This is a genomic window from Lysinibacillus sp. UBA5990 (genome assembly GCF_002429815.1).
GTDB lineage: Bacteria > Bacillota > Bacilli > Bacillales_A > Planococcaceae > Lysinibacillus > Lysinibacillus fusiformis.
Window position 1 is genome coordinate 223,440 of sequence record NZ_DJAY01000011.1, and the last position, 21,639, is coordinate 245,078.

Here is a 21,639-nt window from a genome sequence, read left to right on the forward strand (position 1 = left end):
ATCTTAAAGGGTAACGGAGGGAATATGCTATGTCAAAAAAAGTATTAGTATTAAGTGAAGTTCGTGAAGGAAGCTTACGTAATGTTTCTTTCGAAGCAATTGCAGCTGCAAAACAAATCGCTGATGGTGGCGAGGTTGTAGGGGTACTTTTAGGGGATGCTGTAGCAAATTTAACAGGTCCATTATTTGAATACGGTGCTGATCGTGTTGTAACGGTGGAACACCCACATTTAAAACAATATACATCTGATGGCTATAGTCAAGCGCTACTAGCTGTTATTGAGCAAGAAAAGCCAGCTGGCATTGTCTTTGGTCATACGGCAAATGGGAAAGATTTATCGCCAAAAATTGCAAGTAAATTACAAGCAGGTTTAGTATCTGATGTTACTACAATTGAAGGTTCAGGCGATGATGTTGTATTCATCCGACCAATTTACTCTGGTAAAGCTTTTGAAAAGGTGAAAGTAAAAGACGGAATTGTATTAGCATCTATTCGTCCAAATAACATTACACCTTTAGAAAAAGTTGATGGTAAAACAGGAGATGTTTCGGCAGTTACTGTAGAAATTACAAACCTTCGCACAATTATTAAAGAGGTTGTTCGTAAATCTTCAGAGGGTGTTGACTTATCAGAGGCAAAAGTAGTAGTTGCTGGTGGTCGTGGTGTAAAATCTGAAGAAGGATTTGAACCACTAAAAGAGCTTGCTGATTTACTAGGCGGTGCAGTTGGAGCATCTCGTGGTGCTTGTGATGCTGAGTATTGCGACTATTCACTTCAAATTGGTCAAACTGGTAAGGTTGTAACGCCTGATCTTTATATTGCTGCTGGTATTTCAGGTGCTATTCAGCATTTAGCAGGAATGTCAAACTCTAAAGTGATTGTTGCTATCAATAAAGATCCTGAAGCAAATATTTTTAAAGTAGCAGACTATGGAATCGTTGGAGATTTATTTGAAGTAGTTCCGCTATTAATTGAGGAATTTAAGGCTTTAAAAGTGAATGCATAAAGGTTATAGCAGGAAGGGATGAATCCTTCCTGCCTTTTTTTATTTTTTAAGCAAGCAACTGCTATTTGAAAATTATCGCAAAATAAAATATTGACATAATTAACAGTTGCGATTATAGTGTTGAATAATCATTAAATTTTCAATCATAATGTTTTTAAACGCAAAGATTAGGAGTAGTAAAAGTCATTATTAGGTAAAGAGAGCTGCGGGTTGGTGCAACGCAGACCAATAAGACTTTGAACTTGCCTAGGAGTGGTAAGATAAATAGAATTGTCTGATTATTCTATTTGTTTGACGATTAACCTTCGTTACAAGGTTTTAAGTAGGGTTCATAAAGAACCAATTAGAGTGGTACCGCGGTTTGCTTATGGCATATCGTCTCTTCTTTCATTTGATGATGAAGGAACAGACGGTATGCCTTTTTTGATTTTTAGGAGGTAAGAAAGTGGAAAAGAACAATCAACAACAATTAAAACGAACAATGACCTCGCGTCACATTACGATGATGGCATTAGGTGGTGCTATTGGCGCAGGATTATTTAAAGGAAGTAGTGCAGCCATCGATATGGCAGGTCCATCGGTGCTCATAGCCTATTTATTAGGGGGCATTATTTTATTATTTGTTATGCAAGGTCTTGCAGAAATGGCAGTCCGCAATAAAGAGGCAAGAACGTTTAGAGATTTAGTTGAATCCGTGTTAGGTAAATATCCAGCTTATTTTTTAGATTGGATTTATTGGAAGATGTGGGTATTAAATATTGCTGCAGAATCTGTAGTGGCTGCTATTTTTATTCAATATTGGTTACCAGAATACCCAATTTGGATATTGGCGTTATCTGTCTCGGTACTAGTGACAGCTATTAATCTGTTATCTGTGAAGATTTTTGCTGAAACAGAATATTGGCTAGCATTGATTAAAATTACAGTTATTATTGTATTTATTATTGCAGGCCTAATTTTATTGCTTGTCTCATTTGGGCATCATAGTGCTGTTGGTTTTTCTAACTTAACTTCGCACGGTGGTTTTTTCCCAAATGGATCAATGGGATTAATTGCAGCTATGCTTGTGGTGATCTATTCCTATGGTGGGACTGAAATCATTGGGATTACATTAGCTGAAACAAAAAATCCTGAAAAGGTAGTACCAAAAGCTGTGCGCAGTACATTAATCCGTATTGTTACTTTCTATTTACTGCCATTCTTTATTATCGTTAGTTTGATTCCTTGGAATGAAGTGAATGGAGTACCAGAAAGTCCATTTGTAATGGTATTTAAAATGATTGGAATTCCTGGTGCGGATCATATTATGAATGCTGTAGTTTTACTTGCCATTATTTCTTCGATGAATTCGGGCCTTTATGGTTCATCACGTGTACTTTATACGCAAGCGGTAGACGGTCGTGTCCCTAAAATCTTTGCTCAATTATCCAAAAGAAATGTTCCCGTATATGCGATTTTGATGTGTACATTAGCATTGTATTTAGGTGTCATCCTTTCGTTATATGCTGGAAGCAAGACGTTTGACTTTCTAATGGGGTCACTTGGATATACGGTATTATTTATATGGTTAATTATTGCAATAGCCCATCTAAAGTCAAGAAAAAAACAGTCAGCCAACTCAAGTGTGTATGAAGTGAAATGGTATCCTTATACTACTTGGATAGCAATCATAGCGTTGAGTACGATCTTAATTGGGATTATTTTTACCACTTCAATAATCGTGACGAGTATTACATTAGCAATCTATATTTTCATTACGTTAACTTATTTATGGAAAGGCCGTCATCAATAAATCGATAGCGTTTAATATTTCGACATGGATTTTCATAAAAAATACATTACAGGCAGATTGTTCGCTCAAGTGAATTTATCCATGCTATACTACAATCATAGTAAGTTTAAGGAGGATTTCAAATGGCAATTGTACATGCAACAGATGCTACGTTCCAAAGCGATATTAAAGAAGGTTTAGTATTAGTGGACTTTTGGGCTGCTTGGTGCGGACCTTGTAAAATGATTGGGCCAGTTCTTGAAGAAATGGACGCTGCAGGTAGTGCGGCTAAAATTGTAAAAGTTGACGTAGATAATAACCAAGGTACTGCTGCTGAGTACCAAATCATGTCAATCCCATCATTATTATTATTTAAAGATGGAGAATTAGTTGACAAAACTGTAGGCTTCCAACCGAAAGAAGCTTTAGAAGCATTTATCGCAAAACATGCGTAATGAATGAAGTTCACAAAAAGCCGGACCATCAATTGATGTGTTCGGCTTTTTTTCGTTATATAATAAAGAAAGAAAAAATGATTCATTGAGGGGAATCTTACGTAGGGGGCAGGTAGGTAATGAACGATTTAATCAAGCGTAAACTGGATATTCTACCAGACCAGCCTGGCTGCTATTTGATGAAGGATCGACAGGGGACAATTATATATGTCGGTAAAGCGAAGGTACTGAAAAATCGTGTTCGTTCTTACTTTACAGGAACACATGAAGGTAAAACGCAAAGACTTGTAAGCGAAATAGAAGATTTTGAGTATATCGTGACATCATCAAATATTGAAGCACTCATTTTAGAGCTGAATCTCATCAAACTGCATGATCCAAAATATAATGTCATGTTAACAGATGATAAGACGTATCCATATTTAAAAATTACGAATGAAAAACATCCTCGTCTAATTACGACACGTAAAGTAAAAAAGGATAAGGCTAAATATTTTGGACCGTATCCCAATGCCTATGCGGCAAGTGAAACAAAGAAGCTGTTGGACCGTTTATATCCATTAAGAAAATGTGTGCAACTACCTTCAAAAGTTTGTTTGTATTATCATATGGGTCAATGTATAGCACCTTGTGTGAAAGAAATTGAGGGTCATGTTTACCAGGAAATGATTGAGGATATGACGAAGTTTCTTAACGGCGGTGTGGAAGCAGTCAAAAAAGAGCTTGAAGTAAAAATGCTTGCGGCTGCCGAAAACTTAGAGTTTGAACGAGCTAAGGAGTTTCGTGATCAAATTGCCCATATCGATACGGTTATGCAGAAGCAAAAAATAGTATCAAGTGACACTACTAACCGCGATGTCTTTGGCTATGCTGTGGAAAAAGGGTGGATGTGTGTTCAGGTTTTCTTCGTTCGGCAGGGTAAGCTGATTGAGCGGGATGTTTCTATTTTCCCGATCTATCAAGATGCAGAGGAAGAGTTCCTAACATTTGTGGGACGATTTTATGAAAAACCAGAACATATTAAGCCAAAAGAAGTTTTTATTCCGCAAGCAATTGATGGTGCCATTTTAACGGAATTATTAGGTATCAAAGTTCTTACGCCAAAAAGAGGTCAAAAAAAGGAGTTGGTAGATTTAGCGACGAAAAATGCTGAAATTGCAGTGTCCGCTAAATTCCAGCTTATCGAACGACAGGAAGAACGTACTATTGGTGCATGCGAGGCACTTGGTGATGCCATGGGCATAACGACACCATTACGAATTGAAGCTTTTGATAATAGTCATATGCATGGAACAGACGCCGTATCTGCAATGGTTGTTTTCATTGATGGGAAACCCGCCAAAAAGGAATATCGCAAATATAAAACCCGTACAGCAGCCAAGCATGATGATTATGGTGCTATGCAAGAGGTAATTCGTCGACGCTATATTCGTGTTTTGAAGGAAGGTCTTCCATTACCAGATTTAGTGCTAATTGATGGTGGTAAAGGTCAAATGGAAGTTGCCCGTGAAGTATTAGAGGATGAACTAGGACTAGTTATACCTATTGCTGGTTTAGCAAAGGATGACAAGCATAATACATCCCAGCTATTGTTTGGTGATCCACCCGAGGTCATTGCTTTAAAACGCACAAGTGACGGTTTTTATTTATTACAACGAATACAAGATGAAGTCCATCGTTTTGCGATTACCTTCTTGCGCCAACAGCATGAAAAGCATGCTATCCAATCTGTGTTGGACCAAATTGAAGGTGTCGGTCCAAAACGAAAGCAGCAGTTACTGAAACACTTTGGTTCCGTGAAGAAAATACGTGAGGCTAGTGAGCTTGCTTTACAGGAAGCAGGGATGCCAGCTAATTTAGCAAATCAGATTTATGCCTATTTTCAGCAGGAGTCATTGTCAAAGGAATAGACATATGCTAAGGTTGTAAATAACATTGTGATCCAATGTTAACAGCCCACTTGTTAGATGAGGGCGGAAAAATTTAATATAATCACTTTTAAGGTGATGATAGAGGTGCAAGATTCAAAAGTAGCGCAAAAGAGGATGAACAAATCCTAAGACATTGCGTGAAAGGGGAGCTTGCCGAAGTACAGCATTGTTGTTTCCGCTGTTGTACTGGTTTTGCATTTAAAAAATGTAAGACTGTCGATTCTAAACGTTTCGGAGAGCTATCACACATGCGCAAGTTTTGTTATTGTACATGTTATAGGCAGCTTTCACGTTTTGTGAAGGCTGCCTTTTTAGTTTTCTAGAGGCAGTTTTACACCTTATTTTAGGTGAATTACATGACTGGGAAGGAGAGCAAAAGAAATGTCTAGAATAGTGATGAAATTTGGAGGGGCTGCTTTAGCATCGCCCGAACAAATTCAAGAGGCTGCTCGAAAAGCAATTGCTGAAAGAGATAGAGGTTTCGATGTGGTAGTAGTAGTTGGTGCGATGAGACAAACGATACAGGATGTGAAAATGAGCGTACTTCATTTCACGGATGATGTGTCAAAACGTGAATTAGATGCAGCTGTATCTTCATGCTCTCAGTTATCCAGCTCCGTGTTTGCCATTGCAATACAAGAAGCTGGCTATAATGCGGTGTCACTAACAGGCTGGCAGGCTGGCATTTACACGGATCATATGCATAGTCATGCAAGGATCAATCATATCGATGTTAGCCGTATCGATGAGCATTTGCTGCAAGGACAAATCGTCGTTATTGCTGGAGATCAAGGCATTGACAATGACCAAAATATAACAACGCTTGGGAAAGGTGGAACGGAAACGACAGCCGTTGCACTTGCTGTTGCATTAGATGCTGAGCGGACAGACATTTACACGAATGTTGATGGTGTGTATACAGCAGATCCACGCTTTGTTGTAAAGGCACAAAAACTACAGGAAATTTCCTATGATGAAATGTTAGAGATAGCACATTTAGGATCACACATCATTCATCCACGTGCAGTGGAGTTAGCTAAAAAGTTCCAAATGCCAGTGATCATACGCTCTAGTTTAGTGGAGTCAGTAGGTACTTTATTGAAGGAGGAAGTAGAGATGGAGAAAAATTTAGTAGTGCGTGGTGTTGCCTTTGAATCAGATGTTATTCGTTTAACAATTGGGTATGATGCTTATTCACATGCTTCATTAGCGGATATATTTTCAACTCTTGCTGAAAATCGCATCAACGTGGATATCATTGTTCAAGCAATCATTGATGGATTAAAACCAACTGTGTCCTTTTCGATTTTGAAAGAAGAATTTGCAGAAGCTTTACGTGTTTTAGAGGATAGTAAAGTATCACTTGGCTTTAGCTTTGCTGATTTCGAAATTGGATTAGCGAAAGTTTCAATAGTTGGCTCCGGTATGGTCTCGAATCCAGGTGTCGCTGCTCGCATGTTCGATCGTTTACGTCGTGAAAATATCCCTGTGAAGATGGTGAGCACCTCAGAAATTAAAGTGTCTGTTGTAGTACCGCAGGATGAAATGATTCGTGCAGCAAATGCACTGCATGATGAATTTAATTTAGAGCAGGCTCTTTACATATAATAATAGAAGAAACAGCATTTTCTGTAATTGTCCGAAATAAAAGGAAGGATTGTCATCCCGTTTATTGAATGGGGAGACAATCCTTTTTTGTTACTCTGTTGGAATTGTATGCATAATTCGTTCCTTCACGTCCCATTTGACTGTAAACATAACGTAATTTTGCTTTTCACGTTTTTCATCATAGCATTCTGTCAAATAGCCTTTAGCTAGCTGAATCTGTTCAGCAATAAATCCTGCCTCAAGTCTGAAGCTACGTTGTTTGATTTGCAATATTTCAGGGTCGTTTGTCAACTGGAAAATACGTCCGTCCTTTGATTCTTTCATTAGCTCTAATGTACCCCAGCAGGCATCTGCGAAAAATGCGATTAGTTCGTCTTGACTTTTACATGGAAACTTACGCGCAAGCTCTTTCCCTGCCCAATAAAGGACATCATCCTCATGTTTACCGAGTACAGAAGATAGAATATGATCGCGAATGATCTCATAACCAAAGGATGAGATTGTAGGAGATGGAGTGTTTAACATTGTTATCCTTCTTTCTTAGAATTTTCTTATAATTTAACGTTAATAAAGTAATGGTAGATTTTTCGAGAAAAAACGACGCATTATGCACTAGATTAGTTCTTTAATAAGCTCTATGAAAAACTCCGAGTTGCCTTGACGCTCGTAGCTCTTGAGAGTACAATAAACATGTCATAATATTGTACCATGATGAAATACACAGTCAATGAAGTATCATTTACAAAATGATGACTTCTTTTGTTGTGCTATTTTAAGTACTAAGGGGGGTAACAGTCTTGTCGAAAGATCGAGAGTTTTTATGGCGTCGCTTACATTCTCTACTTGGGATCATTCCAGTAGGTCTGTTTTTAACGATGCACCTGTTCATTAACTTTACAGCAACAGGCGGGGCAGATAGTTATAACGATGCTACCGCAGTAATGGAAAAGATTCCATTCCTTATCCTAGTTGAATGGATTGTCATCTATATTCCATTGATGTTCCATGCATTTTATGGAGTGTTCATTGCATTCACTGCTTCACCAAACACAGGACGTTTCAGCACATACCGTAACTGGATGTTCTCATTACAACGTTTCACTGGTGTATTCCTAGTGATTTTCATTGCATGGCATATTTTCCAAACTCGTATTCAAAAAGCACTTGGCACACACGTTGATTACGACATGATGGCGAATATTGTTGCTAATCCATTCATGCTTGGATTCTACATTGTTGGTATTTTATCAGCAACTTTCCACTTATCTAACGGTTTATGGGCATTCCTAGTAAGCTGGGGTATTGTACAATCTCCTCAGTCTCAAAAGATTGCTACTTACGTAACAAACATTATTTTCGTAATTCTAAGTGTAGTTGGTGTGGCTGCTATTTTAGCTTTCGTATAATTCAATAGAGCTACGATAGAGCACATGCAATCATTGCAATTTTTTAAGAGGAGTGAGAAATAATCATGGCGAAAAGCAAAGTAATTGTTGTCGGCGGTGGTCTTGCCGGTCTGATGGCAACGATTAAAGCAGCTGAAGTTGGTACTGAAGTTGATTTATTCTCATTAGTTCCTGTAAAACGCTCACACTCTGTTTGTGCGCAGGGCGGAATTAATGGTGCAGTAAATACAAAAGGTGAAGGGGATTCTCCATGGATCCACTTTGATGATACAGTATATGGTGGGGACTTCTTAGCGAACCAACCACCAGTTAAGGGTATGTGTGATGCAGCACCTGGCATTATCCATTTAATGGACCGTATGGGTGTTATGTTCAACCGTACACCAGAAGGATTATTAGATTTCCGTCGTTTTGGCGGTACTTTAATGCACCGTACAGCTTTCTCTGGTGCAACAACTGGTCAACAATTACTATATGCGCTTGATGAGCAAGTTCGTTCTCATGAAGTAGCTGGTTTAGTAAATAAATATGAGCACTGGGAATTCCTTGGTGTTATTATCGATGAAGACGGCGTGTGCCGTGGTATCGTAGCGCAAGATATGCGTACAGAAGAAATTAAATCATTCCGTGCAGACGCTGTTATTATGGCGACTGGTGGCCCTGGTATTATTTTCGGTAAAACAACAAACTCTGTTATTAACACAGGTTCTGCTGCTTCTATCGTTTACCAACAAGGTGCTTCATATGCGAATGGTGAGTTCATCCAAATTCACCCTACAGCGATTCCTGGAGATGACAAAAACCGTCTAATGTCAGAATCAGCTCGTGGTGAAGGTGGTCGTATTTGGACTTATAAAGACGGTAAACCTTGGTACTTCTTAGAAGAAAAATACCCAGCTTACGGTAACTTAGTGCCACGTGATATTGCAACACGTGAAATTTTCGACGTTTGTGTAAACCAAAAACTTGGTATCAATGGCGAAAACATGGTATACCTAGATCTTTCTCATAAAGATCCACATGAGTTGGACGTTAAACTTGGTGGTATCATCGAAATCTACGAAAAATTCGTAGGAGATGACCCACGTAAATTACCTATGAAAATTTTCCCAGCAGTTCACTATTCAATGGGTGGATTATGGGTTGACTACAACCAAATGACTGAAATTCCTGGTCTATTTGCAGCAGGTGAGTGTGATTACTCTCAACACGGGGCAAACCGTCTTGGTGCGAACTCATTATTATCTGCTATCTATGGCGGTATGGTTGCAGGACCAAACGCAGTAGATTATGTAAAACATCTTAAAAAGCATGCAGAAGATATTCCACAAGAGATTTACGATGCTCGCGTAACAGAAGAACAAGCGAAATGGGATGCTATCATGAAAATGGAAGGCACAGAAAACGCTTACTTACTGCATAAAGAGCTTGGTGAAATGATGACTGCTACAATGACTGTAGTACGTTACAATGATCAGCTTGAAGATACATTGAAAAAACTAGATGACCTTACTGAGCGTTGGAACAACATCAACATCAACGATACGCAAAAATGGAGTAATCAAGGCGCACACTTTACACGTCAGCTTAAAAATATGTTAGTGCTTGCGAAAGTAATGACAAAAGGTGCATTATTACGTAATGAATCTCGTGGTGCGCACTATAAACCTGATTTCCCTAACCGTGATGACGAGCAATTCTTGAAAACAACAATGGCGAAGTTTGATCCAACTACTGGTAATCCAATCATCACGTACCAAGAAGTCGACGTTTCTTTAATCCCACCACGTAAACGCGACTACTCTGCGAAAGGAGACTAAAAGTTATGCAAATCTCAGCTAATACTGGAAGAATGGTTAAAGTTGAAATCCTACGTCAAGATACACAGGGCGGCAATAGCTATTGGCAAAAATTCCAAGTGCCTTACCGTCATGGTATGAACGTAATTTCTATTTTAATGGAAATTCAAAAAAATCCTGTTACTGAAAATGGTGAAAATACATCGCCAGTATCATGGGATATGAACTGTTTAGAAGAAGTTTGTGGTGCATGTTCAATGGTTATTAATGGCCGTCCACGTCAATCATGTTCAACACTTGTTGACCAATTGACTGAGCCAATTAAATTGGAGCCAATGAAAACATTCCCTGTTATTCGTGACTTACAAGTTGACCGTGAACGTATGTTCAACGCGCTTAAAAAAGTGAAAGCATGGGTACCGATCGATGGTACTTATGATTTAGGTGAAGGTCCACGTATGCCAGAAGGTAAACGTCAATGGGCTTATGAATTATCTAAATGTATGACTTGTGGTGTATGTATGGAAGCATGTCCAAACGTGTCTGAAAAAGCTTCATTCATCGGGCCAGCTCCATTATCACAAGTACGTCTTTTCAACACTCACCCAACTGGTGCAATGATTAAAGATGAACGTTTAAATGCTATTATGGGCGATGGTGGCCTTGCAAACTGTGGTAACTCTCAAAACTGTGTTGCTGCATGTCCAAAAGGTATTCCTTTAACAACATCAATCGCTTCATTAAACCGTGCTACTACAGTGCAAATGTTCCGTAACTTCTTCGGTTCTGACCACTTCGTAGACTAATATCGGACAAGCTGACTCCCAACTCCCTTACACTTAGTGTGGGGGAGTTTTTTATAGTGATATAAACATAGTTAGCATGTTTTAAGGAAAACCATACTATGTCAAAAAAGAGATTTAGCAATAAAATAAGGGAATTTTGGTTTTTCCTATGATAATATAGCATTTTCTTTTATAATGAATTTGTATTCATTACTTATGGGCTGTCTGAACCAGACTAAAAAAGATGGCAAATTAATTGTAGGGGATGGTGTTATTATGAAAGCAAGTTATATTGAAGATTTACAAGAGTGGGAAAAGGGTTTTTCCTTTTATAGTGAGGTACGTGTACGATTTTCAGAAACAGATATGTATGGGCATATGAATAATACTGTAAGCTTTACATATTTTGAACAGGCGAGAATTGATTATTTCAGACATTTAGGTATTTTAATGCCATCTGTAGCTGATGAGAATGTGAAGAGTATACCGATTGTAGCTGATTTACAATGTGATTATGTAAAGCAGGTTTTCTTTGATGACGTGCTACGAATTTACACAAAGATAGCGAAAGTTGGAAGTTCATCAATGGATATTCATTATTTAGCAAAAAATCAAAGGGACGAAGTTTGCTTCACAGGTCGAGGAACAATTGTGCAAATGGACCCTCGAACAGGCAAAAGTGTACCGATTTCTAAAGAGGAAAGAGCGCATTTGATTAGTCTGGAAATTATCCCTAATTAGTGAGTAGGGCTATACCATAAATAATTATGAGAATAGTAGGAATTATGTTTTACATAAAATTTATGAAAATGTCGAAGCAATTTCCGAAATTTTTAAGGAAACATGTAATAATCATGCAAATAGCCGTCACCGCTTCAAGCCCCTTAACATAAGTTACAATACGTGCGGGGGAGGAGGGTGTAACTGAATGAATGGCTCTCATCATCGTTCTCTATTAACAAACCGAGAACGTGAAATATTTGCGCTTTTATTAGCTGAAAAAACAACGAGAGATATTGCAGAGCAGCTTGGTATTAGTGAAAAAACAGTGCGAAATCACATTTCCAATACAATTCAAAAGCTAGGTGTAACAAATCGATCTCAGGCGTTAATTGAGCTGTTACGCTTAGAAGAATTTAAATTAGACTAATGGACACTTGCTATTTCGTGAAAAAAACGACAAAATAGAACTATTCAACGTATTTTTAGGAGTGAAATAGTTATATGTCGGATGAAGTAACAAAACACTCACCTGAAACCGTTGCAACGGTTGAAAAGGAATTACGCTATATAGCGGCCATCGTGAAGCAAAAGGGAAGAGAAATTGTTTCCGACTATGCGATTACGCCGCCACAATTTGTTGCATTACAGTGGTTAGAAGAGCTTGGTGATATTACAATTGGCGAATTATCAAACCGTTTATATTTAGCTTTTAGCACGACAACAGATTTAGTGGACCGGATGGAGAAAAATGAATTAGTCAAGCGTATGCGTGATGAAAATGACCGCCGTGTCGTTGTTGTTCATCTTCTCGAAAAGGGCGAACGTATTATTCAAGAGGTTATAGAAAAAAGACAGCAATATTTGCAAGAGATGCTTGTTGGTTTTAATGAGCAAGAAGTCGCGCAATTATCAAGCTACCTAGAAAAACTACATGTACACATGAAACAGGATTGAGGCGGAAAGTATGAATGCCCCGATAGGCGTTATTGATTCAGGAGTAGGCGGGTTAACCGTAGCAAAAGAAATTATGAAGCGATTGCCAAACGAAACAATTTATTATATTGGCGATACAGCAAGGTGTCCATATGGTCCAAGAAGCCGTCAGGAAGTACGGAACTTCACTTGGCAAATGGCGAAAGCGCTAGAAAAAATGAATGTTAAGATGCTCGTTATTGCTTGTAATACAGCGACTGCAGTAGCACTCGAAAGTTTACAAAGAAATATGCCTTTTCCGGTACTAGGCGTTATAAATGCTGGCGCACGTGCAGCTGTAAAGAAAACGAAGCGACATGAAGTCGTTGTGCTTGCAACAGAAGGAACAATTAAAAGTGGTGCATATGAAGAGGCCTTACTGTCACTTAATACGTCAACACACATTATTCCACTAGCCTGTCCAACTTTCGTTCCACTTGTAGAAAGTGGCGAGTATAAAGGTGAATTTGCGACGAAGTTAATAGCAGAAGGCTTAAAGCCGTTGAAAAATCAACAATTTGATACGGTTATTTTAGGGTGTACACATTACCCTATTCTACAAAAACAAATTGAAGCTGTCGTAGGAGATGAAGTGAATGTTTTATCTTCTGCGGAAGAAACAGCAAAGGATGTTCAAGAAATGCTAGCTTATAATGGCACTTTAGCAAATGCAAATACAGTGCCTGCTCATAAATTTTTTGCAACTGGTTCTGTTCCAATTTTCCGTTCAATCGCTGAAAATTGGTTGGAGCAAGGTACTCTCGACATAAAACGCATTACATTAAAATAAAAAATCAGCTTAGCAATGGGCTAGGCTGATTTTTGCCGTTTTCAGCATTTTACATAATCATTGAGTACTTTTTTGAAGAAATAAATTATGATAAGATGAGGGCGCGAAAGTTTTTAGGAGGAACAATAAATATGACAAGATTTGATGGAAGAATGGCAGATGAACTACGACCTGTAAAAATGGATGGTGAGTATTTACTACACCCAGAGGGCTCGGTCTTAATTCAAGTAGGAAATACAAAAGTAATTTGTACAGCAACAATCGAAGACAAAGTTCCTGGCTTTTTACGCGGGCAAGGGAAAGGCTGGATCACAGCTGAATATTCGATGTTACCTCGTGCAACAGCTCAACGTACACCACGTGAATCATCTCGTGGGAAGGTCAATGGACGTACGATGGAGATTCAACGTCTAATTGGGCGTGCATTACGTGCTGTGGTCGATTTGGAGGCGCTTGGAGAGCGTACAGTATGGATCGATTGTGATGTGATTCAAGCAGATGGTGGCACTCGTACAGCCTCCATTACAGGAGCATTTGTTGCGATGACACAGGCAATTGCTAAATTTGCGGAAGAAAAGCCGTTCGTGAAGTTTCCTGTAACTGATTTTTTAGCCGCAACTAGTGTAGGTATTGTAGAAGAACAGGGTGCTGTTTTAGATTTAAATTATGTAGAAGATGTGGCTGCTGCTGTTGATATGAATATTGTTATGACAGGTGCAGGTCGCTTTGTAGAATTACAAGGTACTGGCGAGGAAGCAACATTCTCTCGTGAAGAATTGAATGATTTACTAGCATTAGGTGAAAAAGGCATCCAGCAATTAGTTGAGCTCCAAAAAGCAGCGCTTGCTGAACAAGCAAACATGGTCGGAGGGAAATAGTATGAAACAGGTAGTGATCGCAACAAAAAATAAAGGAAAAGCTAAAGATTTCGAAGTATTATTTGGCCCACTTGGTTATGAAGTTGTCACAATGTTTGAAGTAGCACCAGACATGGAGATAGAAGAAACAGGTACAACTTTTGAAGAAAATGCAATCTTAAAGGCAGAAGCCCTAGCGAAAAATCTTGGTACCATTGTTATTGCTGATGATAGTGGTTTAGCAGTAGATGCATTAAATGGTGAGCCAGGGGTCCACTCTGCACGTTATGCTGGGGATCATGATGATGAAGCTAATATGGTGAAGCTGTTAGAAAACCTACAAGGTGTAGAAGATGGCAAACGTACCGCTCGATTCTGCTGCTGTATTGCTATTGCAGGTCCAGATTTTGAAACGACGACTGTATTTGGTACTTGCGAGGGCGTGATTGCACACGAGAAACGTGGTACGAATGGCTTTGGCTATGATCCAATCTTCTTTGTTCCACGTCTTGATCGTATGATGGCTGAGCTTACGCCAGAAGAAAAAGGCGCCATTTCTCACCGAGGCAATGCTATTCGTAAGTTGAAGGAGCAATTGCCGAATCTTATTAAATAAGAGGTGGTATTCATGAAAATACTTATCATGAGCGATACACATGGCGACAGTCATGTGATCGACAAGGTCAGAAATTTTTATCCTGAAATAGATGTTCGCATACATTGTGGTGATAGTGAGCTTCCTTATGTGCATGATGCATTAAAAGAAATGAAAAAAGTACGAGGGAACTGTGATCGGGAGGAATCTTTTCCTGAGGAAGAAATTTTTACGGTCGATGGTGTAAAAATCTTGGTGACTCATGGTCATTTATTTAATGTAAAAAGTTCTATGCTGTCTTTAACCTATCGGGCAAAAGAATTGAATGCCCAAATAGTTTGTTTTGGTCACTCTCATATTCTCGGGGCTGAAATGATGGATCATATTTTATTTATTAATCCAGGAAGCTTATTAAAGCCACGGGGTCGCAAAGAAAAAAGCTTTGCTGTGCTAGAAATAGTAGATTCGACTTTTACAGTGGAATTTTTGACGGATGATCAACAATGTATATCAAGTCATACTTTCCAACGAAATTAATACGACTTAAAAATCCGCATTACTCTTAAAGTAAGCGGATTTTTATATTGGGTGGTAAAATTGACTAGGAATGAATGATGTTGAAGTGGAAAAAATAAATGGAAAAGGTAACAAAGGAGAAAATATGGAAAAGACAATTGGCTGGAATATGGACAATAGCTATGTTCAACTTCCAAGTATTTTTTATTCCGATATGACGTTAAACCCTGTTCGCTCACCCAAATTAGTCTTGTTAAATGAAGCGGTTGTTGCATCACTAGGATTAAATAGTCAAGCTTTAAAAGGCGAAGAGGGCCTAGCCATATTAGCCGGTAATAAATCCCCTGAGGATAGTATTCCTATTGCGCAGGCTTATGCAGGACACCAGTTTGGGCATTTTAATATGTTAGGTGATGGAAGGGCACTTTTATATGGTGAGCAAATAACACCCTCTAATGAGCGTATGGATATCGGGCTAAAAGGGTCTGGCAGAACACCTTATTCACGTGGCGGAGATGGACGAGCCGCATTGGGGCCAATGCTTAGGGAGTACATTATTAGTGAAGCGATGTTTGCGTTGGGGATTCCCACTTCCCGAAGTTTAGCGGTAGTGAGCACAGGTGAAACGATTATCCGTGAAACTGATCTACCTGGTGCTATCCTTACGAGAGTTGCCAGCAGTCATTTACGGGTAGGGACCTTTCAATATGCAGCACAATGGGGTACAGACGAAGAACTCCAGATCTTAGCAGATTATGCAATAGAACGGCATTTCCCAAATCAATACGGTGACATGAATCGCTATCTTTATTTATTGCAGGAAGTCATTAAAAAACAAGCATCTCTTATAGCAAAGTGGCAGTTAGTGGGCTTCATTCACGGGGTCATGAACACCGATAATATGACCATTAGTGGGGAAACCATTGATTATGGGCCATGTGCCTTTATGGATGCCTATGACCCAGCAACAGTGTTCAGTTCAATTGATCGACAAGGGCGTTATGCGTACGGTAACCAGCCAAACATTGGTGGTTGGAACTTAACACGCTTGGCAGAGGCGTTACTTCCCTTAATTCATGAAAATCAAGAGCAGGCCATTGAACTTGCTCAAGCTACCTTAGAACAATACCCTCAGTTGTACGTTCAAAACTGGCTGAAAGGAATGCGAGCAAAATTAGGATTATTTGATGAAGAGCAAGAGGATATGAAGCTTATAGAAGAACTTTTACAGCTCATGCAACAGGACAAAGCGGATTATACCAATACGTTCATTGCCCTAAGTTTTGACCAAATCGAAAAAACCTCGTTATGGAAGTCGTCAGCATTTAAAGACTGGCATCAAAAATGGCTTGCACGATTAGCAAGACAGTCACAAACAAAAGACATGTCACAACAATTAATGCGCCAACATAATCCCGCTGTTATTCCACGTAATCATAGGGTGGAGGAAGCATTGGAAGCAGCTGTAGAGCGGGGAGACTATAGTGTGATAAATAACTTAATGACAGCTCTGACCCATCCCTTTGCCCACACGAATGAACAACAGGAATATGCTTCATTACCAGATCCGTCTAGTCAACCATATCGGACTTTTTGTGGCACATAAGAAGACAACGAGAGGAATTTCTCCTCTCGTTTTTTTATTGTGCAATGGCACCCTACACAAACCAAGCGCATACGCTATGTATGAATAAAGGTAAAGGAGAATGGATTCGGTGCATAAATATTCAAAAGGTTGGTTTGTAAAAGAGTTACGAACACATGGCATTTTAGTACATCCACAACTTAAAAGTCATCTAGGGTTATTTAAAGAATCTGAATTACGAAATTTATATTATCGCTATGTAGAAAGAGAAGCGGCTGAGCAGGATCAAAAATAGCCTTTGTTGTTTGAATAACTCCTTTCTAGGAAAAAATGAGAATAGAAAGGAGTTTTACTATGTGGATGATAGCACAGACTTGGCAGGATGTCCTATTTTTACATTGGCCAGTCTCACCCCCAGAACTAGAAAAACATATACCTCCAGAAATGACGCTAGATCTATTCGCAGATGATGCCTGGGTGAGTGCGGTTCTTTTTAAAGTCCATGGGCATCGCTTGCGATTTCTACCACCCATTCCTGGCTTGAATACTTCCTTACAATTGAATGTACGAACATATGTTGAGTATGAGGGCAAGAAAGGAATTTATTTTTTTCATTTAGATGTGACCAATTATGTCTTCTCAAAAATAACGGCATTAGTCAGTTTACCCTATCGATATTCAAAAATTGTAGGAAAGCAAAAGGACAACGACAACGACAACGCCTATACAAGCTATTACAAAACGTTGGATGAAAGATTGAGGGTGTCTTATACAATAGGGGACAACACTCAAACTAATTTTGACCAATGGCTTGTAGAGCGTTATCATTCATGGGCAATATGGAACGAGACATTATTTCGTATTGATATTCAACATACACCGTGGGAATTACGACAGGCTGAAGTAAAGATACAAAGCAATACGTTAGCTTCTTTTATGAAGGGAACCTTCCAGGGGACACGACCCATTGCACATTATGCAAAGAAAAAAGAGGCAAAAGTTTTTCCTCCAGTGATTGAACAACGAAAAACAAGATCTAACCAAAATTAGACCTTGTTTTTTGTAAGTGAGAGAAAAACCTGTTTTTATTTTAAAAGAGATAACAAAATTGCATGACAATAGCGCCGGCAATCATATCTGACATGGCAAGTGCCTCCGCCTCAATGTCATCAAATATGTCCACGTCGGCTTGATAATCTTTTTGGATCATGGACACGGCTTCATTCTTTGTTAAAGCCAAATGCATATAAAACATCTTTTGTACGGCCTCTATACTTAAATAAGGATTGATCGTATGCAAAAATTGTGCAATATCGTCTGCATTACGATACCAATCTCTTTCTTTTGCCTCAGCCGTTGCAGTATCTCCTTTAGTAGCAGCAGTCACTAACTGAGCTGCAATAACAAGATGCTCTTTAATTAAAGCTGCATATCGATCCGCTATAGAGTCACCATAAAAGGGACGGAGGCAATTACCTAAATCGGTTGCATTTCGTAACAAACGCTGTTGTACAAAGGGTAAATCCGGCAAATTGAAAACGATGCTAATAATCGTCATCCGTGTCCAATTCACATGCTCCATCCACAGTAACCGATTCATCGCCATATAATCCGCCTCAGCTTTACTAATACAGCGTCGATTATCAGAAGAACGTAAAAAGTGACGAATTGGTGCTGTGTATTGCGTAGAGGGTGATTGATACGACTGGCTTAATGAAAACCCATTTGAATAAGGGTACAAAACTTCACTCCTTTTCATTCTTTTTCCTACACTAGCATACTCTCGGGTCGCTCTATGTATGAAAGCAAAGAAGGCAAAGGGAGGAGGTATAGCATCAATCCTCGTACATCATTTTCTTCGTCATCCCACCGTCGACCGTTAAGTTAATGCCCGTAACAAAATCATTCAACGGATTTGTTAAATAAAGACATGCTTGAGCAATATCCTCTGGCACACCCACTCTCCCAGACAAATGCTGGGCATGGTCAATCGGACGAAGCTCCTCATAATTGCCAGTCTCAATCCACCCAGGCGAAATACAATTCACAGTGATCTGATCAGGACCAAACGATCGTGCTAAAGCATGAGTCAATGCCACAATCCCACCTTTTGTAGCGGTATAGGCTTCAGTAAAAGGCTCAGACATTTCAGCCCGTGTAGAGGCTAGACATACAATCGAGCCACCTTTGGCATTGTGCCTCATCACTTTCGCAGCCTCCCTTGCACAGAAAAGGGCACTCGTTAAATTCGTTTGCAAGAGATCATTCCACTCCTCCCACGTAATATCATAAGGGGATATATGTCGAAACTTTCCAGCATTATTAATGAATATATGAATCGTCCCATATTGTACTACCGCTCGTCGCATCAATGAAACAATATCCTGTTCCTTCGCCACATCCGTATGAACAAAGATGACAGAGAAGCCCTGATCGAGCAAATCCTTCTCTAATTGCTGACCTAATCCCTTATTTATATCAGCAATGACCACCTTCGCACCCAGTCGTGCATACGCCAGCACAATGCCTTTGCCTATTCCTTGTGCACCACCAGTAACAACTACAACAGCATCCTTAAACATCTACATACCTCCCATTGATTTCTAGCCAATATTTTAACAAAAATTTTCATGTTCGACCTATCGATAAGGCAAAAAAGTGGTATAATCTATATGGCTAAAACATAGGATAAAACATAGATGAGGGAAACCTTGCCTACATAGTAAAATTAATGTTGACATTACGCCATAAAATACATATAATAAATATTGTCCTTCCTATGAAATACATAAGAAACGACATCATGTCTCAGTAGCTCAGCAGGATAGAGCAACGGCCTTCTAAGCCGTCGGTCGGGGGTTCGAATCCCTCCTGGGACGTCAATAAAAGCCTTACAGCCATAACGGCTGTAAGGCTCTTTCTTTTTATTCATGATTGTATAATTCACTATTTGGTGCCCAAGAGGTGCCCAAATTAAAAGTGTTAGTGTGATTGGATCTATCTTCAATTCACTGGAAATAGTGATGTGTATAGGAATATTTATAAACGAAATAGGTGTAAGATTTTCTTCTTATATAGTTATTTTAATTTATTTGGATGACATTTTTTGAATTTGATTAGTACTATAAGACATTAAAAATGATTATTTAGTATTGAGTGAAATTTCCTATTTATGATACCATATAGATTAATACATATTTGGAGGAATTATTATGGAAAAGAGTAATATAAAGTTATTTTTATTACTAAGTTTATTTTATGTTTTAATTTTATCAGCATGTAATCAAAAAGAAGAAAGTGTTGATAAATCAGGTGAGAAGGAACAAGAAAAAGTAGAAACTTTAAATCAAGAGGAAAAAGAAAAAGCAGAAACATCAAATCAAGATGTTGAAAGTATCGAGAAAATTTCCAATAATGAAGAAATTGCTGAAGATAATCATTTAAATACATCTTTGACATTGGTTTTAGAAGATGTTATTCCTAGAGACCCAAGTATTGATCATAATGTATATGGATATGAATTAAATTTTATTTTGAAATATATTAACCATACAGATAAAGACATTAAAGGATTTTTAGCAGAAACATATTTTTATGATATGTTTGGTGAATTAGTATACACATTAGATTTCAAATACGAGTGGGATGTTATTCCTGCAAATGGTTCTACAAACTTCAATACTGCTGTTGATTTAAATCAATTCAAAGATGCAGATATGCGTTTTTATAATTTGCCATTTGAGAATATGACATTTAATTACAAAATTAAATCCATAATCTTTACGGATGGAACAAGTATATAAAAAGTAATGTTGACTCAAGACTCGGCGCATTTTTACTGTAGCAGCAATCATGGCCGCAATTGTATTAGCAGTTTCAGAGGTACTAAAAAAGACATTTAACCTTAATACACAGTACATGCCAATCACATCGGTAGTGATTGGTATTTTTATTGGTTTGGTTTTATGGCCGTTAGCTGAATATTCAATGTATGTCATGTTAATGGCTGGGTTTATTCCAGGTTTAATAGCGCCAGGTACATTTGATTTGTTAAAGGCGGCAAAAAAAGAAGGTGAGCAGTAATGGCTTACACTTTTAAACAAACCTTTTTGCCAGCAAGCAAGTATTCAATCAAGGTGCCATACACAATGGTGCCTCAATAAATCACTTCACAATACAGCCAATGACGCACCTGCAGCCAATGAAATTTCGTACATGATTGGCAATAACAATCAGGTTTCTTATCACGTTGCTATTGATGATAAAGAGGTAATTCAAGCTATACCATTCAACCGTAACGCTTGGCATTGTGGGGACGGTGGAGGTAGTTCCGATCCTAACCCCTTAAAGAAAGGTAATCGTCTTTCTATTGGTATTGAAATCTGTTACAGCAAAAGTGGTAGTGTACGCTATGGGGTTGCAGAGGAAAACGCTGTTCAATACATTGCAAAGCTTTTAAAAAAGTTTGGATGGGGTATTGAGCGAGTGAAGAAGCACCAAGATTGGAACGGCAAGTATTGCCCGCACCGTATATTGGCAGAAGACCGTTGGAATAGTTTCTTGAACCGTATTAAAAAAGCTATGGAATCAAATGAATCAGAACAACAAATTGTAGTGGATGATGATACGATGAAATTCACAAGCACAACCGCAAAAGCTGCAGTACGTGATTACATTCAACAAGCCGTAGACAAAAAGGTGATTGATAAATCTTGGTTGGAGAAATTCGATAATGGTACTATGACAAGCGGTGATTTTGAAGGTTTGAAAATTATCATTTCACAACGTAGCGCTTAACAACAATGACCAGCAAAGCTGAATTTATGCTGAGCTGGTCAT

The 21,639-nt window shown here is 38.7% G+C and carries 24 protein-coding genes, 1 tRNA gene, 1 riboswitch and 1 other annotated feature; of the genes, 22 read left to right on the plus strand and 3 right to left on the minus strand.

The window, feature by feature from the left end; translation table 11 throughout:
- Positions 1-29 precede the first annotated feature (29 nt).
- The 5 genes from B3D94_RS08540 (at position 30) to B3D94_RS08560 (ending at position 6,772) form a co-directional block, all read left to right on the plus strand.
- Entirely contained in the window at positions 30-1,007 is a 978-nt protein-coding gene (locus B3D94_RS08540; RefSeq protein ID WP_193832819.1) for an electron transfer flavoprotein subunit alpha/FixB family protein, read from the plus strand.
- 154 nt (positions 1,008-1,161) lie between these two features.
- Positions 1,162-1,393 (plus strand) — a binding site (T-box leader).
- 95 nt (positions 1,394-1,488) lie between these two features.
- Positions 1,489-2,799 carry an amino acid permease gene (locus B3D94_RS08545; RefSeq protein ID WP_069483400.1) on the plus strand — a complete coding sequence of 437 codons (1,311 nt, stop codon included), beginning with the start codon at positions 1,489-1,491 and terminating at the stop codon, positions 2,797-2,799.
- Between the two features lie 122 nt (positions 2,800-2,921).
- The gene (trxA, locus tag B3D94_RS08550; protein WP_008179170.1) at positions 2,922-3,233 is read left to right on the plus strand and encodes a thioredoxin; all 312 of its coding nucleotides are present in this window, start codon (positions 2,922-2,924) and stop codon (positions 3,231-3,233) included.
- A gap of 119 nt (positions 3,234-3,352) precedes the next feature.
- Positions 3,353-5,143 carry an excinuclease ABC subunit UvrC gene (gene uvrC / locus B3D94_RS08555; protein WP_069482274.1) on the plus strand — a complete coding sequence of 597 codons (1,791 nt, stop codon included), beginning with the start codon at positions 3,353-3,355 and terminating at the stop codon, positions 5,141-5,143.
- 92 nt (positions 5,144-5,235) lie between these two features.
- Positions 5,236-5,414: riboswitch (Lysine riboswitch) on the plus strand.
- 131 nt (positions 5,415-5,545) lie between these two features.
- A complete protein-coding gene (locus B3D94_RS08560) occupies positions 5,546-6,772 on the plus strand; it encodes an aspartate kinase (RefSeq protein WP_291756653.1) in 1,227 nt (408 codons plus the stop codon).
- Between the two features lie 90 nt (positions 6,773-6,862).
- Here B3D94_RS08560 and B3D94_RS08565 read toward each other — a convergent pair whose 3' ends face one another.
- The gene (locus B3D94_RS08565) at positions 6,863-7,297 is read right to left on the minus strand and encodes a YslB family protein (protein ID WP_069482272.1); all 435 of its coding nucleotides are present in this window, start codon (positions 7,295-7,297) and stop codon (positions 6,863-6,865) included.
- Between the two features lie 272 nt (positions 7,298-7,569).
- Between B3D94_RS08565 and B3D94_RS08570 the strand changes: the two genes are divergently transcribed.
- The 13 genes from B3D94_RS08570 to B3D94_RS08630 all read left to right on the plus strand — a co-directional run bounded on the left by B3D94_RS08570 (position 7,570) and on the right by B3D94_RS08630 (position 17,850).
- Complete coding sequence (locus B3D94_RS08570; protein ID WP_008179164.1) at positions 7,570-8,178, plus strand: succinate dehydrogenase cytochrome b558 subunit; 609 nt, start codon at positions 7,570-7,572, stop codon at positions 8,176-8,178.
- 65 nt (positions 8,179-8,243) lie between these two features.
- The gene (gene sdhA / locus B3D94_RS08575; RefSeq protein ID WP_008179162.1) at positions 8,244-9,998 is read left to right on the plus strand and encodes a succinate dehydrogenase flavoprotein subunit; all 1,755 of its coding nucleotides are present in this window, start codon (positions 8,244-8,246) and stop codon (positions 9,996-9,998) included.
- 5 nt (positions 9,999-10,003) lie between these two features.
- Positions 10,004-10,783, plus strand: a complete 780-nt coding sequence (sdhB, locus tag B3D94_RS08580) for a succinate dehydrogenase iron-sulfur subunit (RefSeq protein WP_025114536.1) — start codon at positions 10,004-10,006, stop codon at positions 10,781-10,783.
- Positions 10,784-11,038: 255 nt separating this feature from the next.
- Positions 11,039-11,503 (plus strand): acyl-CoA thioesterase, encoded by a 465-nt coding sequence (locus tag B3D94_RS08585; RefSeq protein ID WP_069482271.1) that lies wholly within the window; start codon positions 11,039-11,041, stop codon positions 11,501-11,503.
- Positions 11,504-11,690: 187 nt separating this feature from the next.
- Entirely contained in the window at positions 11,691-11,912 is a 222-nt protein-coding gene (locus B3D94_RS08590) for a helix-turn-helix domain-containing protein (protein WP_004226437.1), read from the plus strand.
- A 74-nt stretch (positions 11,913-11,986) separates the two neighbouring features.
- Complete coding sequence (locus B3D94_RS08595) at positions 11,987-12,439, plus strand: MarR family winged helix-turn-helix transcriptional regulator (RefSeq protein WP_025114538.1); 453 nt, start codon at positions 11,987-11,989, stop codon at positions 12,437-12,439.
- A gap of 10 nt (positions 12,440-12,449) precedes the next feature.
- A complete protein-coding gene (racE, locus tag B3D94_RS08600) occupies positions 12,450-13,247 on the plus strand; it encodes a glutamate racemase (protein WP_008179152.1) in 798 nt (265 codons plus the stop codon).
- Between the two features lie 131 nt (positions 13,248-13,378).
- Positions 13,379-14,125 carry a ribonuclease PH gene (gene rph, locus B3D94_RS08605; protein ID WP_069482269.1) on the plus strand — a complete coding sequence of 249 codons (747 nt, stop codon included), beginning with the start codon at positions 13,379-13,381 and terminating at the stop codon, positions 14,123-14,125.
- A gap of 1 nt (position 14,126) precedes the next feature.
- Positions 14,127-14,720 carry an XTP/dITP diphosphatase gene (locus B3D94_RS08610; RefSeq protein ID WP_069482268.1) on the plus strand — a complete coding sequence of 198 codons (594 nt, stop codon included), beginning with the start codon at positions 14,127-14,129 and terminating at the stop codon, positions 14,718-14,720.
- Between the two features lie 12 nt (positions 14,721-14,732).
- Positions 14,733-15,236 carry a metallophosphoesterase gene (locus tag B3D94_RS08615; RefSeq protein ID WP_291756686.1) on the plus strand — a complete coding sequence of 168 codons (504 nt, stop codon included), beginning with the start codon at positions 14,733-14,735 and terminating at the stop codon, positions 15,234-15,236.
- Positions 15,237-15,360: 124 nt separating this feature from the next.
- Entirely contained in the window at positions 15,361-16,821 is a 1,461-nt protein-coding gene (locus B3D94_RS08620; protein WP_069483399.1) for a protein adenylyltransferase SelO, read from the plus strand.
- 100 nt (positions 16,822-16,921) lie between these two features.
- Complete coding sequence (locus B3D94_RS08625; RefSeq protein WP_175423066.1) at positions 16,922-17,095, plus strand: DUF2639 domain-containing protein; 174 nt, start codon at positions 16,922-16,924, stop codon at positions 17,093-17,095.
- A 59-nt stretch (positions 17,096-17,154) separates the two neighbouring features.
- On the plus strand, positions 17,155-17,850 hold the full coding sequence (locus B3D94_RS08630) for a YqjF family protein (RefSeq protein ID WP_291756691.1): 696 nt from the start codon (positions 17,155-17,157) through the stop codon (positions 17,848-17,850).
- Between the two features lie 40 nt (positions 17,851-17,890).
- Here B3D94_RS08630 and B3D94_RS08635 read toward each other — a convergent pair whose 3' ends face one another.
- Entirely contained in the window at positions 17,891-18,559 is a 669-nt protein-coding gene (locus tag B3D94_RS08635; RefSeq protein ID WP_414673982.1) for a hypothetical protein, read from the minus strand.
- A gap of 76 nt (positions 18,560-18,635) precedes the next feature.
- Positions 18,636-19,382, minus strand: a complete 747-nt coding sequence (locus B3D94_RS08640) for an SDR family NAD(P)-dependent oxidoreductase (protein ID WP_291756695.1) — start codon at positions 19,380-19,382, stop codon at positions 18,636-18,638.
- A gap of 223 nt (positions 19,383-19,605) precedes the next feature.
- On the opposite strand from B3D94_RS08640, the gene B3D94_RS08645 reads away from it, so the two are divergent.
- From B3D94_RS08645 to B3D94_RS23005, 4 genes are all read left to right on the plus strand, one after another.
- A tRNA-Arg gene (locus tag B3D94_RS08645) sits at positions 19,606-19,679 on the plus strand.
- A 333-nt stretch (positions 19,680-20,012) separates the two neighbouring features.
- Entirely contained in the window at positions 20,013-20,603 is a 591-nt protein-coding gene (locus tag B3D94_RS08650; RefSeq protein WP_069482263.1) for a hypothetical protein, read from the plus strand.
- Positions 20,604-20,652: 49 nt separating this feature from the next.
- The gene (locus B3D94_RS08655) at positions 20,653-20,883 is read left to right on the plus strand and encodes a hypothetical protein (RefSeq protein ID WP_291756699.1); all 231 of its coding nucleotides are present in this window, start codon (positions 20,653-20,655) and stop codon (positions 20,881-20,883) included.
- Between the two features lie 132 nt (positions 20,884-21,015).
- Complete coding sequence (locus tag B3D94_RS23005) at positions 21,016-21,597, plus strand: peptidoglycan recognition protein family protein (protein WP_414673983.1); 582 nt, start codon at positions 21,016-21,018, stop codon at positions 21,595-21,597.
- Positions 21,598-21,639: the final 42 nt, after the last annotated feature.

Excerpts from the sequence above, each read along its gene's own strand:
- B3D94_RS08540 (WP_193832819.1), top strand. The coding sequence starts at position 30 with ATGTCAAAAAAAGTATTAGTATTAAGTGAAGTTCGTGAAGGAAGCTTA.
- B3D94_RS08545 (WP_069483400.1), top strand. The coding sequence starts at position 1,489 with ATGACCTCGCGTCACATTACGATGATGGCATTAGGTGGTGCTATTGGC.
- trxA (WP_008179170.1), top strand. The coding sequence starts at position 2,922 with ATGGCAATTGTACATGCAACAGATGCTACGTTCCAAAGCGATATTAAA.
- uvrC (WP_069482274.1), top strand. The coding sequence starts at position 3,353 with ATGAACGATTTAATCAAGCGTAAACTGGATATTCTACCAGACCAGCCT.
- B3D94_RS08560 (WP_291756653.1), top strand. The coding sequence starts at position 5,546 with ATGTCTAGAATAGTGATGAAATTTGGAGGGGCTGCTTTAGCATCGCCC.
- B3D94_RS08565 (WP_069482272.1), bottom strand. The coding sequence starts at position 7,297 with ATGTTAAACACTCCATCTCCTACAATCTCATCCTTTGGTTATGAGATC.
- sdhA (WP_008179162.1), top strand. The coding sequence starts at position 8,244 with ATGGCGAAAAGCAAAGTAATTGTTGTCGGCGGTGGTCTTGCCGGTCTG.
- sdhB (WP_025114536.1), top strand. The coding sequence starts at position 10,004 with ATGCAAATCTCAGCTAATACTGGAAGAATGGTTAAAGTTGAAATCCTA.
- B3D94_RS08585 (WP_069482271.1), top strand. The coding sequence starts at position 11,039 with ATGAAAGCAAGTTATATTGAAGATTTACAAGAGTGGGAAAAGGGTTTT.
- B3D94_RS08590 (WP_004226437.1), top strand. The coding sequence starts at position 11,691 with ATGAATGGCTCTCATCATCGTTCTCTATTAACAAACCGAGAACGTGAA.
- B3D94_RS08595 (WP_025114538.1), top strand. The coding sequence starts at position 11,987 with ATGTCGGATGAAGTAACAAAACACTCACCTGAAACCGTTGCAACGGTT.
- racE (WP_008179152.1), top strand. The coding sequence starts at position 12,450 with ATGAATGCCCCGATAGGCGTTATTGATTCAGGAGTAGGCGGGTTAACC.
- rph (WP_069482269.1), top strand. The coding sequence starts at position 13,379 with ATGACAAGATTTGATGGAAGAATGGCAGATGAACTACGACCTGTAAAA.
- B3D94_RS08610 (WP_069482268.1), top strand. The coding sequence starts at position 14,127 with ATGAAACAGGTAGTGATCGCAACAAAAAATAAAGGAAAAGCTAAAGAT.
- B3D94_RS08615 (WP_291756686.1), top strand. The coding sequence starts at position 14,733 with ATGAAAATACTTATCATGAGCGATACACATGGCGACAGTCATGTGATC.
- B3D94_RS08620 (WP_069483399.1), top strand. The coding sequence starts at position 15,361 with ATGGAAAAGACAATTGGCTGGAATATGGACAATAGCTATGTTCAACTT.
- B3D94_RS08625 (WP_175423066.1), top strand. The coding sequence starts at position 16,922 with ATGGATTCGGTGCATAAATATTCAAAAGGTTGGTTTGTAAAAGAGTTA.
- B3D94_RS08630 (WP_291756691.1), top strand. The coding sequence starts at position 17,155 with ATGTGGATGATAGCACAGACTTGGCAGGATGTCCTATTTTTACATTGG.
- B3D94_RS08635 (WP_414673982.1), bottom strand. The coding sequence starts at position 18,559 with ATGAAAAGGAGTGAAGTTTTGTACCCTTATTCAAATGGGTTTTCATTA.
- B3D94_RS08640 (WP_291756695.1), bottom strand. The coding sequence starts at position 19,382 with ATGTTTAAGGATGCTGTTGTAGTTGTTACTGGTGGTGCACAAGGAATA.
- B3D94_RS08650 (WP_069482263.1), top strand. The coding sequence starts at position 20,013 with ATGGAAAAGAGTAATATAAAGTTATTTTTATTACTAAGTTTATTTTAT.
- B3D94_RS08655 (WP_291756699.1), top strand. The coding sequence starts at position 20,653 with ATGGCCGCAATTGTATTAGCAGTTTCAGAGGTACTAAAAAAGACATTT.
- B3D94_RS23005 (WP_414673983.1), top strand. The coding sequence starts at position 21,016 with ATGATTGGCAATAACAATCAGGTTTCTTATCACGTTGCTATTGATGAT.